Source organism: Streptomyces niphimycinicus (assembly GCF_018883605.1).
Lineage (GTDB): Bacteria > Actinomycetota > Actinomycetes > Streptomycetales > Streptomycetaceae > Streptomyces > Streptomyces niphimycinicus.
The window spans coordinates 42,717-61,707 of sequence record NZ_JAHLEM010000015.1; the positions used below are offsets into that span (position 1 = coordinate 42,717).

Genomic DNA, 18,991 nt, shown 5'->3' on the forward strand with positions numbered 1-18,991 from the left:
CTCGGACGGGCGCAGGCGTACCTCGAGAGCGCCAACTGGACCGTACGCCACGTCTCCACGAAGCCCCGGTGCGGGCCCTGTTCGCATTCCACGAAGAGGACGAAACGGTGGCGCGGCTCGTCCCCTCGGCCGAGGGGACGCTGCGCGTCGCAGTGACCACACCCGCCGTCCAAGCCGCCGTCACGGACACCTGACGGCGTCAATCCGCTTCGGGCTTCGGCCCCGTCCACACCCGTCGGGAGCCAATGGCGCGGCCTGCTCTGCACTTCCGCGCCATGATCCGCCTCGACGGGCTGGATGATCGGGGACGCGCGCCGCCCGGATGGGCGACGACAGACCGCCTGGGGAAGCCGGGCGGTCTGCGGTCAGCCAGCTTCGGCCTCCGGGCTCTCGGCGCGGATGTCGTCGGGCGGCGCATGCTGCGTTTCGATGCTCAGGTCGACGCCGCCGGACTTTCCGGAAGAGGCGGGAGCACCCGTTGCTCAGCGTAGGCCGACCTGCGGATCATGTCGTGTGTGCCGGACTGGACTGATCTGATGAGCCAAGCGCTCAGTGCCTTACTGGGGACCGTCGTTGGCGGCGCCATCACCGTACTCGTTGCGCGGTGGCAAACTACCAAGACGATCAGCGCACAGGCTCAACTAGCAGCTGAGCAACATACCGCTAGTGTGCAATTGGCCCAGGCCGAGAGAGAGCGGGAGAACTCGGCGGGCGCGGCCAGGCAGCTCCTTGAACGCTTGGCCGATCTCTATGCGTGGTTGCCCTCATTGCCGGACGTAGCTCTTGAAACCCCCAGGCTGAGTGAACATGCACGGGCGCGTTGCGCTGAGGCCATGGAATCCGTCCGTCGTGGGATGTTCACCGAACTCTTCTCGATCACAGACGCCGAGATGCGTGAGCGGTATCGAGTATTGGTGCGCCTCGTCTACGACGCGGGGAGGCGTAGGGCGGGAGGCCGGCATCCCGAACGAGTGATCAGAGACGTGAGGAACTATTTGCGCTACGTGCAGATATCTCTTGGGTTTGTCATAGATGGCGAGCCGCTGCCTGTCCACGAAGAGCCTCCGGCCCTCGACCGAGACTGACCTGACGTCTGGCTGCCGTCCAGTTCTTCGGCGATCTGGAGAGATCCTGCGGACGGCAGTTGAAGAAGGAGACGGCGCAGAGACCCTGCTCTCTGTGGTTCTCCGGCGCTCTACTGATTCGTGGGCTGACCTGCGGAAATGGAATGCTGATAGTTCAACATTCGACTGTGTTGCCCCCGAGGCCCGGCCTGCCTTGTCCAGGGAAGCGAGGTAGCATCTAAGTAAGATTCAATCTATGTAAGGTCCAAACTACGTTTGATGCCTGAGGTGAAGGATGGAGTTCAAGGGCAGGGCTGCCGACCTCGACCTGCTGACCAGGCAACTGGACCTGGTGACCGGAGGTACGGGGGCCACCCGGGGCCAGGCTGTGATCATGACGGGGCGGCGCCGGGTGGGGAAGTCTCGCCTGGTCCAGGAGTTCTGTGACCGTTCCGGAGTTCCGTACGTGGTCTTCCAGGCGACCCGGGGCCGTAACGCCGTCGCCGAGCGATCGGACTTCTCCGCCGCGCTCGCGCAGTCCCCGCTGCCCGGGGCGGAGCTGGTGGCCGGACTCCAGGCCGCGGACTGGAACCAGGCGCTGCGGTCCCTGGCCGTCGCGGTGCCCGGCGATGCCCCGAGCATCGCCGTGATCGATGAAGTGCCGTGGCTGGTGGAACAGGACCGGGAGTTCGAAGGGGCGCTCCAGACGGTCTGGGACCGCCATCTGTCCGCCAAACCGGTTCTGCTGATCCTGGTGGGCAGTGACATGTCGGTGATGGAGGCGTTGCAGTCCTACGGCCGTCCGTTCTTCGGCCGGGCCACGAAGATGACCGTACGGCCGCTGCACCTGGCCGATGTGCAGGCGATGACCCGTCTGGACGCGGCGGACGCGGTCGACGCGCTCCTGATCACCGGAGGCTTCCCCGAGATCGTCCAGTCGTGGCGGCCAGGGATGGGGTGCACCGATTTCCTGCGCGAGGCCGTGGCCAACCCTCTCTCGCCGCTGCTGGTCGCGGGTGAACTGTCGCTGCTGGGGGAGTTCCCCGAGGCTTCGCATTCGCGGGCGGTCCTGGAGGCGGTCGGCAGCGGCGAGCGGACCTTCTCCGCCATCGCCGCGGGGGCCGGCGGCGCCGGCGCCCTGCCCTCCGGGACCCTGTCCCCGCTGCTGCACACCCTGCACACCAAACGCATACTGGCCACCGACCTTCCCCTCTCCACCAAGACCGACACCAAGAACAAGCGCTACCGGATCGCCGACCCCTACCTTCGTTTCTGGCTGGCCTTCCTGCATCGGGCCATCCCGCTCATCGAACGCGGCCGCGGGGATCTCGCCCTCGAACGCATCGAACGGTCCTGGACCACCTGGCGAGGCCGCGCGGTCGAGCCGATCATCCGCGAGTCACTGCTACGCCTGCTCCCCGATGACCGGTGGCCCCATACGGAGGCGGTCGGCGGCTGGTGGAACCGTCAGAACAACCCCGAGATCGACCTGATCGGCGCCGACCGCGAACCGGTGGCGAGCACGGTGCACTTCATCGGCTCGGTCAAATGGCTGGAATCCCGGCCCTTCGGCCGCCGCGAATACGACGCCCTGGCCCGGGACATGCTCGCGGTCCCCGGCGCAGAACCGGACACCCCCCTGGTCGCCGTCTCCCGCTCCGGCACCGAGAACGGCCTCCCGCTAGCTGCACACTGGGGTCCGGAAGACCTGGTCAGCGCTTGGCAGTAGCCGACGGAGCAGCGGACAGGTGCGGTTCTCATCTGCCCTGACAGGTCACTGGTAGCGGGCTCTGCTGACACCTCGTGCAAGGTACTCCCGGCGAAGGACCCGGTACATGAAGGACCCGGTACATGGGGACGAAACCGAGCTGGGGACGAAACCGAGCCATTGATGAGCGGTGAGCTGGTGATCCAGACGGCCGTCCCGGTGAATCGCGCGGGCACGTAGACGATCGGCGCTTCGGCCGCTGCGCACGGACCGGCCCGTACGCACCGGGCGGGGGCGCGCTTGAATGACCGCATGGCTGTGGTTGTGGACGAGAAGACGGTGCACGCGTTCGCCGACGACACCGAGGTCACCGAGGGGCGGACGCTGCTCGCCGACGGCGCGGTGATCGAGGCGGAGAGTGAGCAGCGCGGCGTCAGCGGCTTGGTGCGGGACGGCTCGGGCGCCGCCTGCGACGTGTGGGTGCAGGTCGTAGGGCGGGAACTGACGGCGGAATGCGACGGTCCGTGCGCCCTGGCCTCAGGACGCTTGTGCCGACATGCCGTCGCACTCGCCCTGCACGCCGTCGAACGGCGCTTGCCCTGGCACACCCCGCCCACCACTCGCCGCACGCCCCGCGAAGCCCTGCACGCGCTCACCGCCGTGGAGAAGGCCACCGTTCTGGACCGGCTGCTGGACGCTCGGCCCGAACTGCGCACGGAGGCCGACAAGATGGCCGTACGACTGCTCGCTCCGCGTGAACGCACCGAACTGACCGCCCTTCAGGAGGGGACGGCGGCCGATGTCGAGCAGGCCCTGCGCGCCCTGGACGCCGACAGTCTGACCACCGGCCACCGACCCGGCTTCGGGTACACCGACGTATCCGAGGCGGCGAGCCGCCTGATCGAGCCGGTCATCGAACAGCACGAGGCCGATGTCCGCCGCCGGCTGGCGCTGGGCATGCCCGACGCGGCCGAGGCCGTGGCTCTCGGCGTACTCGACGGCCTGGACGCCTGCGAGGGCGACTACGACGGCGACGAGGTGCTGTGCTACGCCGGGGAGAACCTCGCCGAGATCTACGGGTACAAGATCCGTGAACTGATGCGCACCGCGGGCCGGGCCATGGAGTAGGCCCGCCACCGCGCCGACGCGAGGCCGGCCGGGGAACACCTGCGATCCGGGGCTGAGCTTCAGGAGGGGGATATCAGGTTGCCGCGGTAGCCGCGCTGCGGGAACCCGGCGGCACCACGCCAAGGGAGGGCGCTCACGGGTCCTGCCGGTGGGTAGCGCGAATCTCGCTGAATCCGGGGCAAGAAGGAACCCGGAAGCCCGGGTGCTCATCACCGGCGGCGCCGCTCCGCACAGGGCCGCCGAACACATCCGGGCGACTGAGGTGCCGGGATTGGAGGCCAAGCCTGCCGAAGTCGTCAGCTCGCGCCCCTGGCCTCTCCTAGGCTGGCGGTGCATCGGAGCACAACCACGGCAGAGCGGAAGAACCATGCGCGGCCTCACTGAGGCGAACCTCAAAATGCTGGCCGGCCCCCGTTCCTACGAGCGCGGGCTCGGCTACCTGGACGCGGTGTCCGGAGTCGAGGTCGGTGACGGCTGGGTCACCGCGAGTGTCCATGGCACGGAGCGGTACGAGGTGGAGCTGACGCTGGACGGGACAGGTGGGCTGTCCGGAGAGTGCGACTGCCCGTACGGCATGGAGGGCAACTTCTGCAAGCATCTGGTCGCCCTCGGCCTGACGGTGCTCGCCCAGCGGGAGAGCCTGCCGCGGCAGCGGAAGGCGGCCCGGGACCGTGCGCAGGACCTTGACGGGTGGCTGTCCGCCCTGTCCAAGGACTCATTACTCGCCCTCGTACGGGAACAGATCGCCGAGGACCGGCAGTTGCGCCGCCGCCTGGAGCTTCGGGCCGCGAGCGCTCGCGGCGACCTCGCCGCGGTCCGGGCCCGTATCCGTGATCTGCTGGACATCTCACCGTTCACGCAGTACGGGTACGTCGAGTACGCCGATGCCCGCGCCTACGCCGATCAGGCCGGGCAGGCGGTGTCCGCGATCGGCGCGCTCACCGGTTCGGGCCGGGCCGACGACGCGATCACCCTGGCGCGGGAGGCGATGAAGCTGCTCGCCGACGCGGTGGAGAGCGTCGACGACTCGGACGGATGGCTCGGGCAGGTCGGTGCGGACCTCGCCGACGCCCACCTCGAAGCGTGCCGTGCGGCACGCCCCGACCCCGAGGAGCTCGCGCGCTGGCTGGTCGGTCATGCGCTCGGCGACGTGGACGACGGCCTCACGGACATCGATCCGCTCGACTACGAGGACGTCCTCGGCGAAGAGGGGATGGCCGTCCTGCGGAAGTCGGCGGTCGAGGCGTGGCGGGGGAACCGCCGCGGCTGGGCGGAGAAGTACCTGATGGAGCGTCTGGCCAAGGCGGGAGGTGACGTGGACGCGGTGATCGCCGTGCATGCGGCCGACCTCTCACCGAACGGCCACACACACCTGGTCATCGCCCACGAGCTGGACACCGCCCGGCGCCCCGACGAGGCCCTGCGCTGGGCGGAACGCGGCATCCAGGAAACCCGGGGCACCTGTGACCTCGCCGTCATCGACACCGCCCTCGTCGACTACCTCTGCGACCGCTACGCGCAGGCGGATCGGATGCCCGATGCCGTCGCCCTGCGCCGCGACCACTTCGGCGCCCGCCGCACCCTGCTCGCGTACCAGCAACTGCGAGCCGCCGCCCGGGCCGCGGACTGCTGGCCGGCCGAGCGTGAGGGAGCGCTGGCTCTGCTGCGTGCCGACGCAGAGCAGCAACAGCACTCGCGGTACGGCGGCCCGATCCTGATCGACGCCCTGCTCGACGACAAGGACACCGACGCGGCCTGGCATGCCGCCACCGAGACCGGCGCCCACGACCAACAGTGGCTCACGCTCGCCGACCAGGCCCGTGCCGCCCGCCCCGCCGACGCCCTCGGCGTCTACCGGCGCCTGGCCGAAGCCCTCACGAAGCAGACGGGTAACGCGATCTACGAGCAGCTCACCAGCCTGCTGCTGAGCATCCGCGACTGCCACCGCCGCCTGGGTACACAGGACGAGTTCACCACATACCTCACCGCCCTGCGCGCCGACCAGAAGCGCAAACGAAACCTGATGCGGCTCCTGGACCAGCACGGCCTGTGAACCCACAACCGGCCCCTGAAAGCCGAGCCTGTACGACCGGAGCCTGGGGCGTCCGACGGCCGGTTGGGAATCGTTGTATGGCATGGGCCGACTGCTGTAGTGAAGCGCTTCTCGCAGGCTCGAGTGCCCGGCGGGGAACTCGGCAAATGGGGACAAAGCGAGCCATTAATGGGCGGTGAGCTGGTGATCCAGACGACCGTCCCGGTGCCGGTGACTCGAGCGCGCACGTAGCCGACCGGCGCTCCGCCCGCACCGCACGGCAGTCGCCCCTAGCGCATCAGCGGCGGACCGGACGACCGGCGTTGTGTCGGCTCTCGCCTGGCGCACATTCGGCAGAGCGCGAGGGGTGTGCCGTCAGATTTTGATGATGGTGATGTGTCCGCCGCATAGCGCCGTGAGGTCTTCGGGGTCGGAGGTGAGCACTGTTGTGAGCCCAGAGACGGCAAGGGCGGCGGCACTGAACATGGCGTCGATGGCGTACTTGTGCCCGTGTCGGCCAGGAGAGCGGCGGCGTGGCGGGCGACGGCGTCGGTGACTGGCTCGACGACTCAGCCGGTTACCGCGCGGTCTCGCAGTACGGCTTTGGCCAGTCTCTCGCTGTCGAGGACCAGGGTGCCGCCGGTCGGTCAGTAGGAGAGATCATAAATCGTTCCGCTTCGCGGGCACGGGCCGGGGTTTTCGGCCCCTGTAACCCCATTTGTCGCAGCACGCAAGGGAGTTGGGTTACTCTCTCCCACTCTCCGGGGGCCTGACCGAAGCACCGCACCTCACCGTCACATCAAGGGGAGCATGTGGATCAGAACGTGCTGGCGCTTGCAGGAGCCGCAGGTACGACCATCGTGACGCTGATGGTCACCGACGCATGGGAGCAGGCCAGGCGCGGTGTTGTATCCCTCTGGCAACGCTTTCGGCCGCAGGAGGCGGAGGAAATCGATGGACTTCTGTCCAGGTCGCGTGAGGCTCTCCTCACCGGCGGGGAGCAGGCCGACATCGAAAGCGAGTGGCAACTCCGTCTCGGCGCTCTGTTGGCTCAGCGGCAGGAAGCCACAGCCGCACTGTCGTCCCTGCTGAGTGAGCTGAACTCTGACCGGAACGGCCAGGTGATCAGTGGAACGATGCACCTCGAGGCGCACGTCGGCGGCCAGGGGCAGGTTTACCAGTCCGCACGTGACCAGACCGTGAACCACTACCGCTGATCGAGCATGAACGAGTCAACAGACCCTCTCACTGGCGCGATCCACTTGTGGGGTACCGCTTCGGAGGGCGCTGGCGTGTACCAGGCGGGTCGAGACCAGACCGTGATGCACGTCAACCTCAATGTGAGTGGGGACCAGGATGGTTCAGGGCACCTCGGCCTACGTGTCACCCCGGAAGCTGCTCAACAGCACACGCAGTACGTCATCGAGAAATTGACCCTGGCTGTTGAGCACTTCCGCCGCAGATGCGAGGAACTGGAGGACGAGGCGTGCCGGGCCCGTATGGAAGGACGCCGCGAGGCGCTGCGCGAGGTGGAGCAGAAACTGCGGGACGCCGAGTGGCGTGTGATGCAGGCCCAGGCGATGAAAAAGCAGGCCGAGCAGGAACGCGAGCGTCTCGAGGCCCTCTTGGCCCGGTCGCGGTACAGGGCGGCCGCAGCGAGTCGGCAGCCGGCGCAGGGGGTGGCGGCGCCGGACGACCAGCGAGTCTTCGAGACAGTCCTGGCCTCGGCCGATGACGAACTGCAATTGATTCGTGAAGAGTTGCGCACTCTGGCCGACGATCTTCGGGGGAGTGAGGAGCGGCCCGACGGCGGTCGGGTTGTACGAGGTGAAACCGAACCCGCGCCCCCGGTCGTCCCGGACCGGGCGCCTGAGGTCGCCACCGGGACTTCGATCGGCTCCCCGGCGCCTGGGACACCGCGCTCTCAAGCGCGAGCGGTGACCAGTACCTCGCAGCGCGCCACCCGCACGCTGGGACGCGGCCGACGGTTCCTAGGCCGCCTGTTCTTCGTCTCCGCCGGATTGCCGATGCCCGTCGCAGGCGCGGCCATAAGAGCGACGTTCTCCCACGAACCGGGAGTGGCAGTCATCTGGCGCGTTCTGTTCCCCGTGAGCGCGGTACTTCTCGTCACCATGGCGGCCGCCCTGCTCCTCTTGTTCGCTAGGTTGGCGTACGCGTGGGGGCAGGACGAAGGAACACATTCATTGAGCTGTGCCGTCCACGCAATAGTGGGCATCGTGACCTGCCTCGTGGGAATGGCACTGACGCCGGACGCCCTGCCGCTGCTGGCCGACTGCGGCCGGTTGTTCGCGGAGTACCTCGGTCCGTTGTAGGCCTGTCGGCGAATTTCGAAGGGCCGCGTCCACGGTCTTGGTGTACGGCGACGGCGCGCAGGCAGTGGGAGCGCCGGGTGTAACACCTTTCCCGGATGCACTGCACTTCGGCGGGTACAGCAAGAGAGCCGACCGGCGCCTGACCGCACGGGGAGCCGCCTCTGACGGCTTCCGTGCCACCACCCGGCGGCTCGGCCGTAGGGCGACCCTCTCACCGATGGGTGTGGCCCTGGATACAGTGGGTAGCCACAGCGTGCTCGACCACCTCGACCGGAGGCAGACATGGCCCGTGCCTGGGAGGCTGACCCGTCCGCGTTATTCGAGCGTCGGCTTGGGAAGTCGGCCGAAGAGCTCGGGAACTCCGATGGTAATGACGAGTGTCCGGACATCTGGCAGCTCGACAACGGTGATGTGGCTGTGATCGGCAGGGATCTGACAGCCGTCTACGGCCCCCGCCTGCCGCAGGGCGTGAGCCTCGCTCCTGATGAGCGGCTGGTCGTCATCCCGGGGAACATGCTCCGCGCGGCGAAGAAGGACATCCCCGATGCTTGATCTCCTCGCCCCCGTCCTCGTTCCCGAGCAGGGCGATCGGCTCACCCGCACCGCCTACAAGGAGGACTTCCGGCAACGGGAGGACGCGGTCCGTAACGGCAGTTCCTGGAAACTGGAGCGCCGACAGCACTTCGAGGAGCAGGGCAGTCCGAGCCGGGACGCCCTGCGCCGGGGTGACTGGGAGGAGGCGCTTCGGCTCCTCGCCGACCGACGCGACACCTTGGCCGCGACCGCTCAGGAAGACGAGCGCAGGGGATATGTCTTTCACCGTGTGCGGGTGGTCGAGAGTCCACTGACGCCGTATGTGCAGTGGGAACTCCACTCCCAGCGCCAGCGCGCGGAGTACGGGCAGCGGATCAGGGTCGTGCCCGCCGCGCAGGTGACCGTCTCGGAGGACACCGGTCCGCTTCCGGAAGTGGTGGTGCTGGGCGGCCGCACCCTCTTCCAAGTCCTGTACACCGAAGCAGGAGTTGCGAACGGTGCGATCCGCTACACCGACCGTGACCTCGTCGAGCGCTGGGAGAACTACATCAAGGCGCTCTACGCGGTGGGTGAAGGGGTGATCTCCTACTTCGACCGTGAGGTGGCGCGCCTTGATCCGCCGACGCTGAGCGACGCGGGAAGGGAGTAGACCGATCGCATCGCCAGGTGGACAGGACGAGCACTTCGGCAGCACCCACTCCGAGCTGTCGGGATCCTCACGTGACGTCGTCCAGGCGAGAAGTGTCCACGGAGGCATCCACTTCCACGCGCAGGGCACACCGGACCCGGGGAGGTCTTCCAGCCCTGTCCCACGCCAGTTACCGGCCGACGTGGGCGGATTCGTCAACCGAACCGATGAGCTCGGCCAGTTGAACGCCGTCCTCACCACCGAGGACGGCGGTCCGCTCGTCGTCTCGGTATACGTGATCGCCGGCACCGCCGGCGCCGGAAAGACATCGCTGGCACTGCGCTGGGCACACCAGGTCCGGGAGCGCTTCCCGGATGGCCAGTTGTACGCCAATCTGCGGGGCTACGACCCCGGAGAGCCGGTCGCGGCACGCGAGGCCCTGCACCGCTTGCTGACCTCGCTCGGTGTCCGGGCCGAAGCCGTACCGCAGGATCTCGACGCGGCCGCTGCGCTATACCGCTCGTTACTGGCCGACCGCCGGGTACTGGTCGTCCTGGACAACGCGGCCACCGTCGGCCAGGTCAGGCCCTTGCTGCCAGGGAGCGCGCACAGCCTGGTGCCGGTCACCAGCCGCAGCCGCCTGTCCGGCCTCGCCGTCCGCGACGGGGCCCGCCGGCTCACGCTCGGCGTGCTGCCGGAGCCGGAGGCGGTTGCCCTGCTGCGCGTCGTCACCGCGGGATACCGGCCGGTCGATGACGAACGGCAGCTCGCCGAGTTGGCCCACCTGTGCGCACGCCTCCCGCTCGCTCTGCGGATAGCTGCGGAACGCGCCGCTAGTCACCCCCACCTACGGCTGGACGACCTGATCGCCGACCTGCGCGACGAATCGGCCCTCTGGGACGCCCTGAGCACGGGCGACGACGAGGAAGCCGAAGCTGTTCGCACCGTCTTCGCGTGGTCGTATCGCGCCCTGTCCGAGCAAGCCGCCCGCCTGTTCCGCCTGCTGGGCCTGCACCCCGGACCCGAGTTCGGGCTGCGGGCCGCCGCGGCCCTGGCCGGGTCGGCCGGCATCAGTCGGTCCCGGCAGATGCTGGACTCTCTGGTCGGCGCACACCTCCTGGAACAGACCGCCCAGGACCGCTACCGGTTCCATGACCTTCTGCGGGCCTACGCCATCGACCAGGCCCAGCACGAAGAGCCGCCGGCCGAGCGAGAGGCAGCTCTGCGGCGCGTGCTGGAGTGGTATCTGCACACCGCCGACGCCGCGCAGAGCTGGATCAACCCCGCCGAGGACCGCGTGCCCCTCACGCCCGCCCCGGACGACATCAGCCCGCTGACGTTCTCCGAGTACGACGCCGCCGTGGACTGGGCCGAGCGCGAGCACGACAACCTCCTCCAGGCCGTGCGTACGGCGGCCGACGCCGGCCAAGACCGACTGGCGTGGCAGTTGGCCACCGTCCTGTGGAACGCGCAGTTCCCATCCGCCTCGGGCACAAGCTGGCCGGCCGTGGGCCGCATCGGGCTGGAGGCAGCCCAACGGCTGGGGGAACGCGCCGCACAAGGCGCACTCCACACCTACCTCGGCATGGCCTACACCCGCATCAACCGCCAAGCCGAAAGCCTCGAATCCCACGAGAACGCGCTGACCATCCGGCGCGACCTGGGCGATCGCCTTGGCGAAGCACGCTCACTCAACCTGATCGGCCTGAACCATCTCCGCGGCAGACGACTCGACTCCGCTGCCCGCTACTTCGAGCAGGCCATCTCCGCCTTCCAGGAGCAGGACGCCGCCCACTGGGCCGCCACGGCGATGTCCAACCTCGCGACCACCCACTACCGCGCCGGGCGGCTTCCGGAGGCGGCGACCGTCATCGACCAGGCCCTGGCAGCGCACCGGACTCTCGGTGATCAGCGCGGCGAAGGCAACATCCTGCGTGTGCTGAGCGACGTCCAACGCGAACAGGGCGACGTCGAGGCATCCCTGGCCTCGGCCCAGGCCGCCCTCGACATCGCCCTCACCCTCCGCAACCTCCGTCTGGAGGGGTTCTGGCTGCTGACCCTCGGCGATGCCCAGCAGGCGAACAGCCAGTACGCCGAGGCCCTGACCTCCTACCAACGATCCGCCACACTCCACCGACGCCTCGCCGACCGCAGCCGAGAGGCGCTGGCCTGGCAGGGCGTGGGCGAGGTCTACCGCCGCCTTGGACGCCAGACAGAGGCGGCCGACTTCCACCGCCAGGCCGCCTCGACGCACCGCGATCTCGGCGATGAGTGGCACCAGGCCCTGGCGTTGGATGGCCTGGCCTCGGCGGTACTCGGCGAAAGCCCGGAAGAGGCCCACCGACACTGGACACAGGTACTGAGGCTGCTAGCCGACTTCGACGATCCTCGCGCAGTGGTGGTGCGGGAGAGAATCGAAAGTCGGCTGACAGAAACTAGCTGAAGCAGCGGCTGAGCCGTTCCGGACGGTGCTCGGTGGCGCTGATCAGCCGAAGGCCCCAGAACGGTGTCTCTGCCGCACGGCGAGCTGCGGGTGCTGGCCACGCTCCCGGCCGCGTACGTGGCTCCGGGTGGTCCACACCGCTGCGAGAGCACGATGCACATCAGCGGAGAGGCACGGGCCCTGGCTCCTCGCCTCCTTGCCACTGACGCATGCACGCCGTCGTGGCTGATTTGCGCCCTTTCCGGACTCCGGAACCCAATTCACCGTAAGGGTCGGGAGACGACACGGTCTGCGCCGAGGGGGAGCTGCCATGTCCGCGCCGCTGTATGTTTCCGTGCTGCCCATCCGGCCGCATGCCATGGCCGCTTTCCGGGGGCTGCGGCCCGACATTCAGGCCAGGGTTGCCCCGCTGTGGACCTTGCCGCCCCGCACTGGCATGCTGCCGGACCTCCTGGCCGTGGAACTTCGCAAGGATGCGGGCCGCGTTTCCACCGCGCACCGTTACCAGTCGGCCTGGCTGGACGCGCCGTTCACCGACGAGAATGAGGCCGCTGTCCTGGCCGAAACCCTGCCGCCCGAGTGGTGGGCCCAGCGGAACCTGCACCCGGTGACCGGCCCTTGTCGGCCCGTCCCTCAGCAGTCCCTGGCTCTCGCGGCAGCCCAGCGGCGTGGCGGCGGTCTGGGTATACGCGTGCGGGTCCCGGGTGAGTGGCACGACCGGGACATCCCATGTCTATGCGCACTGCTCGACCGTGCTTGTCCCATCGGCCCAGTCGACCTGTTCCTTGATCTGGGCACCGTACTGCCCTCCCGCAGGGACGCCGCCAAAGAGGCTCTGCGGGCTCTCGACGTGCTGGTCCCACTCGCCCCCTGGCGGACGGTGTTCGTTGTGGCAGGCGGCTTCCCCGAGCCGCCCGAGGGCTTCCTGGAGAGCGCCTGGCATGAGTCGCCACGATCGGACTGGGACACGTGGCACGAGATCCACCACAGCGGGCGCTCCTACCTCCCGTTGCTGCAATACGGCGACTACGGCATCCTCCCCGCCGGGTACGTCACCCAGACCGCGGTCTCGGGCAACGGAGGACCGAGGTGGGGCATCCTCCGCTACACCACCACCCGTTCTTATTTCCTGGCCAAGGCGCTACAGCGCGGCGAACACCGCGATGCCGTCAACCGCGACGCCGCGCGGCGCCTCACCCGCCTCGCGGACTTCCGTGGCCCGTCCGTTGGAACGGGGGAGGGCTGGCTGCGCGACTGCGCCCAGGGATCCGTCACCACCGGCAACCACTCCGTGTGGAACCGAGTGGGAAACATCCAGCACATGACGTTCGTCGTCAATTGTCCCGCAGGGCAATTCGGTTGAGACGGTGGGCCACCGGAACCGGTCCATCATCTGAGCGAACCCCGAATCCAAGGGTCATGCTGCCGGTGCTATCGGGCTATCCATCACTGCCAGCGTGGCGGATGCCTAGGCATATCTGCGACCTGGTATCGGGGCATTGGTAATCCGGAGAGGCAGTTCACCCGCGAGTGCGACCCGGGCGCGGGTACGGGCACCATCACCGACAAGTGGGTTGGCCAGGACGCCGAGCAGTGTTCGAGCCACTGTTACCGGCGAAGCGTCTGAAGCTTCAGGGCGTCGAGAATGCCGTCCGTGTCCGGCTGACGGAGCCAGTCGTCGCTCTTCGCCCACAGGATGGCGATGCCGGCGCGGCTCTGAGCGTCGAGTCCGCTCAGCAGGCCAGAAACGGCCTCACGCGAGGCGTCCCCGAGTGCCAGGACGATCAGCCGACGAACGCGTTCCGGCGCCGCCGGGAGGGCATTTACGAGCTCGGCGACGAGGTCGCGGTCAGCCAGCAGGTGCGCAGCCGTAGCGGCCCGGTGCAGGTCATCAGCATCAGCGCGAAGCCAGTCGAGGAGCTCGTCCAGGCACTCCTGGGGCAGGTCCGACGGTATGGCCGCCGCTGCGTGCGCCGCCACAAGCACGCTGGGATTGTTGACGAGGTGCATGAGCTTGGCGGGTGCCTTGCGAGCCCCAGTCCCGAGCCCCCAGGCGGCAGCCGCACGTACCTCTTCCGGAATTGCCGGCTTGGTGCTGCTGGCAATCGAGTACAGCGCCTCCGTGGCTTCCTCGGCGTCGATCTCCGATAGGCAGAACACGGCCTCCATACGCACCTCGTCGGCCGAGTCAGCGCCTTCGGCGAGCACGAGCAGCGCAGCGACGGACGCTGGGCGCGTGGGGGCAAGGCTAGCGTGCGCTTCGAGGCGCAGGAGCCGGTCATTGACCTCGTCATCCGCTATGCCGATGAGCATGTCCTCGACGGGCTCTGCGCCGAGGAACCGGGCGGCCTTGACGGCAGGGAATCGAATGTCGTCGTCAGTTGACAGAAGGTCCTCCTTCCAGCTCCAGGACCCGTCCCCGGCACAGGCGATCGAGTCAGCCATACGGAAGCAGAACGCGACCGGCTGGCCGGCCTCGAATGCCGTCCCTGCTGCCAACGTGTGGAATGTGCCCCAACTCCTACCTTGCCAGTAGAGATAGGTGCTGGCGCCCTTCGTGACGCGAAGCTTTTTGAGGTCGTCGTCGACGGTGAGGACCTCACCGGCAACGTCCGAGGCCCACATCGGCCAACGGCGATCCAATTCCGATCCCTCGGACGCGGACTTTCGCTTGCCCGCCTTAGAGGAACCCAGAGCATCTTCCAGGCTCTGCCGAGTCACGTAGACAAGGTTGGACACGCTCACGGGGCTCGTCTTCATGTCGACACACGCGAAGGCGAAGACGTCGTCCGGGCACATGCCTCCGTCGCGCCAGGTGCGGCCTGTCACCTTGGAGTCGGAGAGTATGATCTCAAGCTTCGTCTTGCCCTTGCACTCAAAACGGCGTCCACAGCTAACGCAGAGGAGGTCGGGTAGCCGCATGCGCTTGACCTTCGTCTGCCATACCTTGTTGGACGTGGCGAACCGATCGAGCTTGATAATGCGGTGCCCGTGATTGAGCTCAAGGTCTTGGGCAACCGCGTCGGCGGCGTAGACTCCCATGCTCAGGAACCGAGCGAAAACAGCGTCTTCTTTGAAGCCCATCAAATGCCTTCGAGTAGTTGTGCGGCATCGACCTTGAGTGCACGCGCGAGGGCAATGATGTTGTCAAGGCTTACGTTGCGCTGACCTCGTTCCAGCGAAGAGACGTAGGTGCGGTGGATCCCCGCAGCTTCCGCGAGCTCTTCTTGCGAGAGGCCTGCCGAGAGACGGTGCTCCCGTACACGGTGGCCGAACGCCCCGCGCTGCCGCTGGAGGCGGAGCTTGTCGGAGGCATGCGTCATGATGTGTGGACGTTAGGACGGTGCAGACGATGGGTCTACAGACTATGAGTAACGTTGGGGGTACGGCTGAGGAGATCGTGGTGGGTCGTGGTGACCCTGCCTATCTCGCGCACGCCTACCTGACGAAGGTCCCTGTGCCCGCTATTACGCCGTTCGTCGAGGCTTACTGTCCGCCCAACGGCGTCGTGGCTGATCCGTTCGCCGGGTCTGGGATGACGGGGGTCGCGGCGCGGATCACCGGGCGCCAGGCACGCCTGTCGGACATCTCTGTGCTGGGGCGACATATTGGCTCCAACTACCTAAGCATGGTCGAAGGGTACGAGTTCACCAGGGCCGCGCAGGCCGTCATCAAGCGGGCCCGGGACGCTGTCGGCAAGATCTACGAGGTCCCCTGCCGTGGGTGCGGTGGAACCGGTCAGCTTGCGAAGACTGTCTGGAGCGTCCTGGTGAGGTGCGCGGGCTGTGAGAAGCCCGTGAGCTACTACCACTCGCTCGAGGCCGCGGAGTGGTCGAAGCCGAAGATGGTCTGTCCCCATTGTTCGGCCCACATTTCGAGCAAGCTCGAGCGCGTGGGTGAGCAGCCCGTGGTCGACTACGTCAACTGCGCGTGCTCCCCGAAGCAGCGTGAGCAGCCGGCGGTCGCCGCGCCGAGCATCGACGTCGACGGCCTGGACTTCCCCCGCGTTGAGATTACGCCTGACCGGGAGATGTACCGGGCGTCTGCGCTGGGCAAGAGCGGCTACACGACCGTGGCTTCGTTCTATTCGCCGCGTAACCTGCGCACTCTGGTGGCCCTGCGCGATGAGATCCACGGGATTGAGGACCGCGCTCTGAGTCAAAAGCTGCTGTTCGCGTTCACCGCGACGTTGACTCGGGCAAGCAAGCGGTATCAGTGGTCGCACAAACGCCCGCTGAACGCCGCGAACCAGAACTACTACATCGCGCCGGTCTTCTACGAGTGGAACGTCTTCGAGCTCTTCGAGCGTAAGACGACCGCCGTGCTGAAGGCTGATGACTGGATCCGGACGCAAGCGTTCACGCGCAATGTGGACGCGGACACGGTGCCCGCGGAGTACGTCACGGAGAGCGCTGCGGAGCTGTCCCTGCCGGACGCGAGCGTGGACTACGTGTTCACGGACCCCCCGTTCGGTTCGAACCTCTTTTACGCGGATATGGCTCTGTTCCAGGAGGGCTGGCTGGACGGCTTCACGGACGCCAGCAAGGAAGCGGTGATCGATCGCTCCACCGGCACGAAGCGCACGGCGGACCGCTACGAGACGCTGCTGACGGAGTCACTCAAGCACTGCTGCCGCATCTTGAAGCCTGGCGGGCGCATCTCGATGGTCTTCGGCAACTCCTCGGGCAAGATCTGGGCAGTAGTCCAGCGAGCAGTCGCAGCAGCCGGCCTGCGCATCGAGCCGGAGAAGATCGCCATCCTGAACAAGGGGCAGCGCTCCGTGAAGGGGCTGGCCTCGGGTTTTGAGCACGTCGCTACGCTCGACCTTGTCCTGACGATGGTTCCGCAGGACGGCGCCGAGGCTTCGTTCAAGCAGCCGACGGCTGAGGCCGTTGCTGCGGCGACGCGCGAGCTGGTTGGTGCTGCCGCCTCTGCGTCTCCTAGCCATCTGTATCTGGAGCTGCTCCGCCGCGCGCTTTGGGAGGGATGGAGCGTCGCGGACCTCAACTTGCAGACGGCGACGACAACGCTGCTGCACGACGGGTGGAGCATCGACCCGAAGACGGGTCTACTGGCCGAGCCCGAGTAGGCGCTTCGAGTAGCTAGAAGGGCGGCCGCCGCTTCAACAATGGATGGCCGCCCTGGTGCTGGAGTGGGGACTCGCCGTCGCTTCCGACAGGCCGGTGTGGGTGTCGGAGACGACGACTTGGACGCCGGACAGGCCGAAGGTGCGCGCTCGAACGCCGGATGCTCACGTTCCGCACTCATCCTGTTACTCATAGTCTGTAGACGTTGATCTAGGTGCGAGCGACTGTTCCTATGTGACTGATGATCAACTCATCCCGAGTCAGGGAGACCCGGAAGGTCAGGGCGCTCCACTTCACCCGCAAGGTGACATCCGCAAGATCGTTGAACTGGGTCATCAGCTTCAGAGGTACGCCTCGGAGCGGCGTATACATAACGTGTTCGACGATGGGGGCTACAAGGAACTATTGCTACTTGAACTTTTCAATCTCACTAAGGGGGGAGGGCGAGTCGGCAACGATGCAACAGATGCGCTGGGAGGTGAGTATGAAATCAAAACTGTCGCAAGAATGAATTTCAAGGGTGAGCGCAAGAAGAGTCTTAGCGTTACTACGGAACATACGCTCACTCTCGACAACATTGATCGCTACAGGTCGGTTCATCTCTGGATCGTTGCGGTTTTCGACCAATCGACTCCCGAAGCAATCTACGAGATCCATCCGAGAAAGCTGGAGCCGTATTTTTCCCAGTGGGAAGCAACGCTCCAGGAGCAGATCGAGATCGATTCTCGTCGAGGCGGAGGTGCGCGGCCCCACCTCAACAACCCCAAAATCCCCCTGAACTTCGTTGCGCAGCATGGTGTAAGGGTTTGGCCCCCAGGTGGTCCCGCTCAGGCCATGCTTCCGAACTACGTTCAAGAAGGACTCGAGGAAGCCCAAGGATTCACTGAGTGAGTCATTGGGCAGCCTCCCTTTCGGCTCCCGGTTCCAGCAACGCGGACAGCCAGAGGCTACGGACACGCTGCGCCACCACCCGCCGAGCCTGCCAGACACCTCCGTACCGCTCAATTTTGAAGACCCAATTTTCGTGGTGGCCCTGCTGCAAGAGCACTGATCGCCTCTGGCTGTACGGCACCACCAGGGGGTGCACTGAGGGGCCCTGCGTTTTCCGGACAGCAATCAAGCTGTCCGGAAAACGCAGGGCCCCTCACCGCTCGAGGCCTATCAGGGCACGGTCTCCGCCGAGAGCGTCGCCGAGTGGTACGAGGCGCACGGCACCGGCTTGTTCGAGCAGCAGCGGTACTCGCCGTCCGGGCTGGTGTCGAAGATGTGGGCGGATGCCGAATGGGATGAGCGGCCGGTGGCCAACCAGGGGACGGCTCGCTGGTTCCTTGCGGATGGCCCGAGCCTGTGGGGTTTGGCTCAGCGCATCCACAGCGAAGAGGGCGAGGGCGAGGCCTGACGGCACTGGCGGGACGTCAGGAGGGGCCCGGCCCCTCCGGGCGGCGCAGCCGGGCGAGGAGGTCGGCGATCTCGAGGGTCTCCTCGTGGTCCTCGCCGAGGACGACGCACATGTCCTCGTGGAGGGTGTCGAGGACGCCCTCGGCCTCGGTGCGGCGGCCCTCGGACAAGAGTAGGAGGCCGATGCTGCGGCGCAGGTCGAGAGCGGTCTCCGAGGCATCTGCACCCGTGTCGGACACGATCTCCAGGACTTCCTGGAACTCCCGCAGGGCGGCGGTGGCCTGGCCCAGGTTGGCCCGGCAGTGGGCGGCGTGCCGACGGCACTCCAGCGCGTCGTAGCCGGCCGGTCCCGCCGTACGGGCGTAGACGGCGGCCAGCGCGTCGAACTCCGGCAAGGCGCGCCGGAAGTCCTCACCGGCCATGAGGGCCGCCGCGCGCTGCCGCCGCAGGCCGAGCACCCGGGAGTTGTGTGCGCCGAGGGCGGTGGTCGCCGTGGCGATCGCCGCCTTGGGGGCGTCCGCGGCCTAGGCGAACCGCCCGGCTCTCCGCGAGGTCCGCGGACCGGGCGTAGGCGTCCCGGATCGCGTCCCGCAGCGTGGTGTCCACGCGCCGGGACCGGCCCTGGGGCCGGTGGCT

Annotated in this window: 17 protein-coding genes and 1 pseudogene; 14 read left to right on the plus strand and 4 right to left on the minus strand. The window is 67.3% G+C overall.

The annotated features are described in order from the left end of the window. Positions 1–68: 68 nt before the first annotated feature. From KN815_RS51455 to KN815_RS01900, 5 genes are all read left to right on the plus strand, one after another. Positions 69–194: a hypothetical protein gene (locus tag KN815_RS51455; protein ID WP_301184537.1), complete on the plus strand. Its 126-nt coding sequence runs from the start codon at positions 69–71 to the stop codon at positions 192–194. 660 nt (positions 195–854) lie between these two features. Further along, positions 855–1,085, plus strand: a complete 231-nt coding sequence (locus tag KN815_RS01885; protein ID WP_216339519.1) for a hypothetical protein — start codon at positions 855–857, stop codon at positions 1,083–1,085. A 274-nt stretch (positions 1,086–1,359) separates the two neighbouring features. Then, entirely contained in the window at positions 1,360–2,793 is a 1,434-nt protein-coding gene (locus KN815_RS01890; protein ID WP_216339521.1) for an ATP-binding protein, read from the plus strand. 291 nt (positions 2,794–3,084) lie between these two features. Beyond that, a complete protein-coding gene (locus KN815_RS01895) occupies positions 3,085–3,900 on the plus strand; it encodes a hypothetical protein (RefSeq protein WP_216339523.1) in 816 nt (271 codons plus the stop codon). Positions 3,901–4,267: 367 nt separating this feature from the next. After that, a complete protein-coding gene (locus tag KN815_RS01900) occupies positions 4,268–5,953 on the plus strand; it encodes an SWIM zinc finger family protein (protein WP_216339525.1) in 1,686 nt (561 codons plus the stop codon). 354 nt (positions 5,954–6,307) lie between these two features. Here the strand turns inward: KN815_RS01900 and KN815_RS49895 are convergent. Next, positions 6,308–6,543 (minus strand): annotated as a pseudogene (locus KN815_RS49895) (hypothetical protein). A 201-nt stretch (positions 6,544–6,744) separates the two neighbouring features. Here KN815_RS49895 and KN815_RS01905 point away from each other — a divergent pair. From KN815_RS01905 to KN815_RS01930, 6 genes are all read left to right on the plus strand, one after another. Further along, the gene (locus tag KN815_RS01905; RefSeq protein ID WP_216339527.1) at positions 6,745–7,149 is read left to right on the plus strand and encodes a hypothetical protein; all 405 of its coding nucleotides are present in this window, start codon (positions 6,745–6,747) and stop codon (positions 7,147–7,149) included. A 105-nt stretch (positions 7,150–7,254) separates the two neighbouring features. Further along, the gene (locus tag KN815_RS01910; protein ID WP_216339529.1) at positions 7,255–8,265 is read left to right on the plus strand and encodes a hypothetical protein; all 1,011 of its coding nucleotides are present in this window, start codon (positions 7,255–7,257) and stop codon (positions 8,263–8,265) included. Positions 8,266–8,547: 282 nt separating this feature from the next. After that, entirely contained in the window at positions 8,548–8,817 is a 270-nt protein-coding gene (locus tag KN815_RS01915) for a hypothetical protein (protein WP_014054901.1), read from the plus strand. Then, positions 8,810–9,448 (plus strand): DUF6879 family protein, encoded by a 639-nt coding sequence (locus KN815_RS01920; RefSeq protein WP_216339530.1) that lies wholly within the window; start codon positions 8,810–8,812, stop codon positions 9,446–9,448. Before KN815_RS01915 ends, KN815_RS01920 begins: the two co-directional genes overlap by 8 nt. Before the next feature lie 181 nt (positions 9,449–9,629). Then, the gene (locus KN815_RS01925) at positions 9,630–11,870 is read left to right on the plus strand and encodes an ATP-binding protein (protein ID WP_253208689.1); all 2,241 of its coding nucleotides are present in this window, start codon (positions 9,630–9,632) and stop codon (positions 11,868–11,870) included. 310 nt (positions 11,871–12,180) lie between these two features. After that, positions 12,181–13,233, plus strand: a complete 1,053-nt coding sequence (locus KN815_RS01930; RefSeq protein WP_216339533.1) for a beta family protein — start codon at positions 12,181–12,183, stop codon at positions 13,231–13,233. A 245-nt stretch (positions 13,234–13,478) separates the two neighbouring features. Here KN815_RS01930 and KN815_RS01935 read toward each other — a convergent pair whose 3' ends face one another. Next, a complete protein-coding gene (locus KN815_RS01935) occupies positions 13,479–14,954 on the minus strand; it encodes a HEAT repeat domain-containing protein (protein WP_216339535.1) in 1,476 nt (491 codons plus the stop codon). After that, positions 14,954–15,193 carry a helix-turn-helix domain-containing protein gene (locus tag KN815_RS01940; protein WP_216339537.1) on the minus strand — a complete coding sequence of 80 codons (240 nt, stop codon included), beginning with the start codon at positions 15,191–15,193 and terminating at the stop codon, positions 14,954–14,956. The genes KN815_RS01935 and KN815_RS01940 overlap by 1 nt, the downstream gene beginning before the upstream one ends. Positions 15,194–15,273: 80 nt before the next feature. Between KN815_RS01940 and KN815_RS01945 the strand changes: the two genes are divergently transcribed. From KN815_RS01945 to KN815_RS01955, 3 genes are all read left to right on the plus strand, one after another. Beyond that, positions 15,274–16,959 (plus strand): DNA methyltransferase, encoded by a 1,686-nt coding sequence (locus tag KN815_RS01945; protein ID WP_253208690.1) that lies wholly within the window; start codon positions 15,274–15,276, stop codon positions 16,957–16,959. Positions 16,960–17,191: 232 nt separating this feature from the next. Next, positions 17,192–17,848, plus strand: coding sequence for a PDDEXK family nuclease (locus KN815_RS01950; RefSeq protein ID WP_216339542.1), 657 nt, complete (start codon positions 17,192–17,194; stop codon positions 17,846–17,848). A 328-nt stretch (positions 17,849–18,176) separates the two neighbouring features. After that, entirely contained in the window at positions 18,177–18,356 is a 180-nt protein-coding gene (locus tag KN815_RS01955) for a hypothetical protein (protein ID WP_216339544.1), read from the plus strand. A 16-nt stretch (positions 18,357–18,372) separates the two neighbouring features. Here KN815_RS01955 and KN815_RS51820 read toward each other — a convergent pair whose 3' ends face one another. Further along, positions 18,373–18,813 (minus strand): hypothetical protein, encoded by a 441-nt coding sequence (locus KN815_RS51820; RefSeq protein ID WP_308403627.1) that lies wholly within the window; start codon positions 18,811–18,813, stop codon positions 18,373–18,375. Between the last annotated feature and the right edge of the window lie 178 nt (positions 18,814–18,991).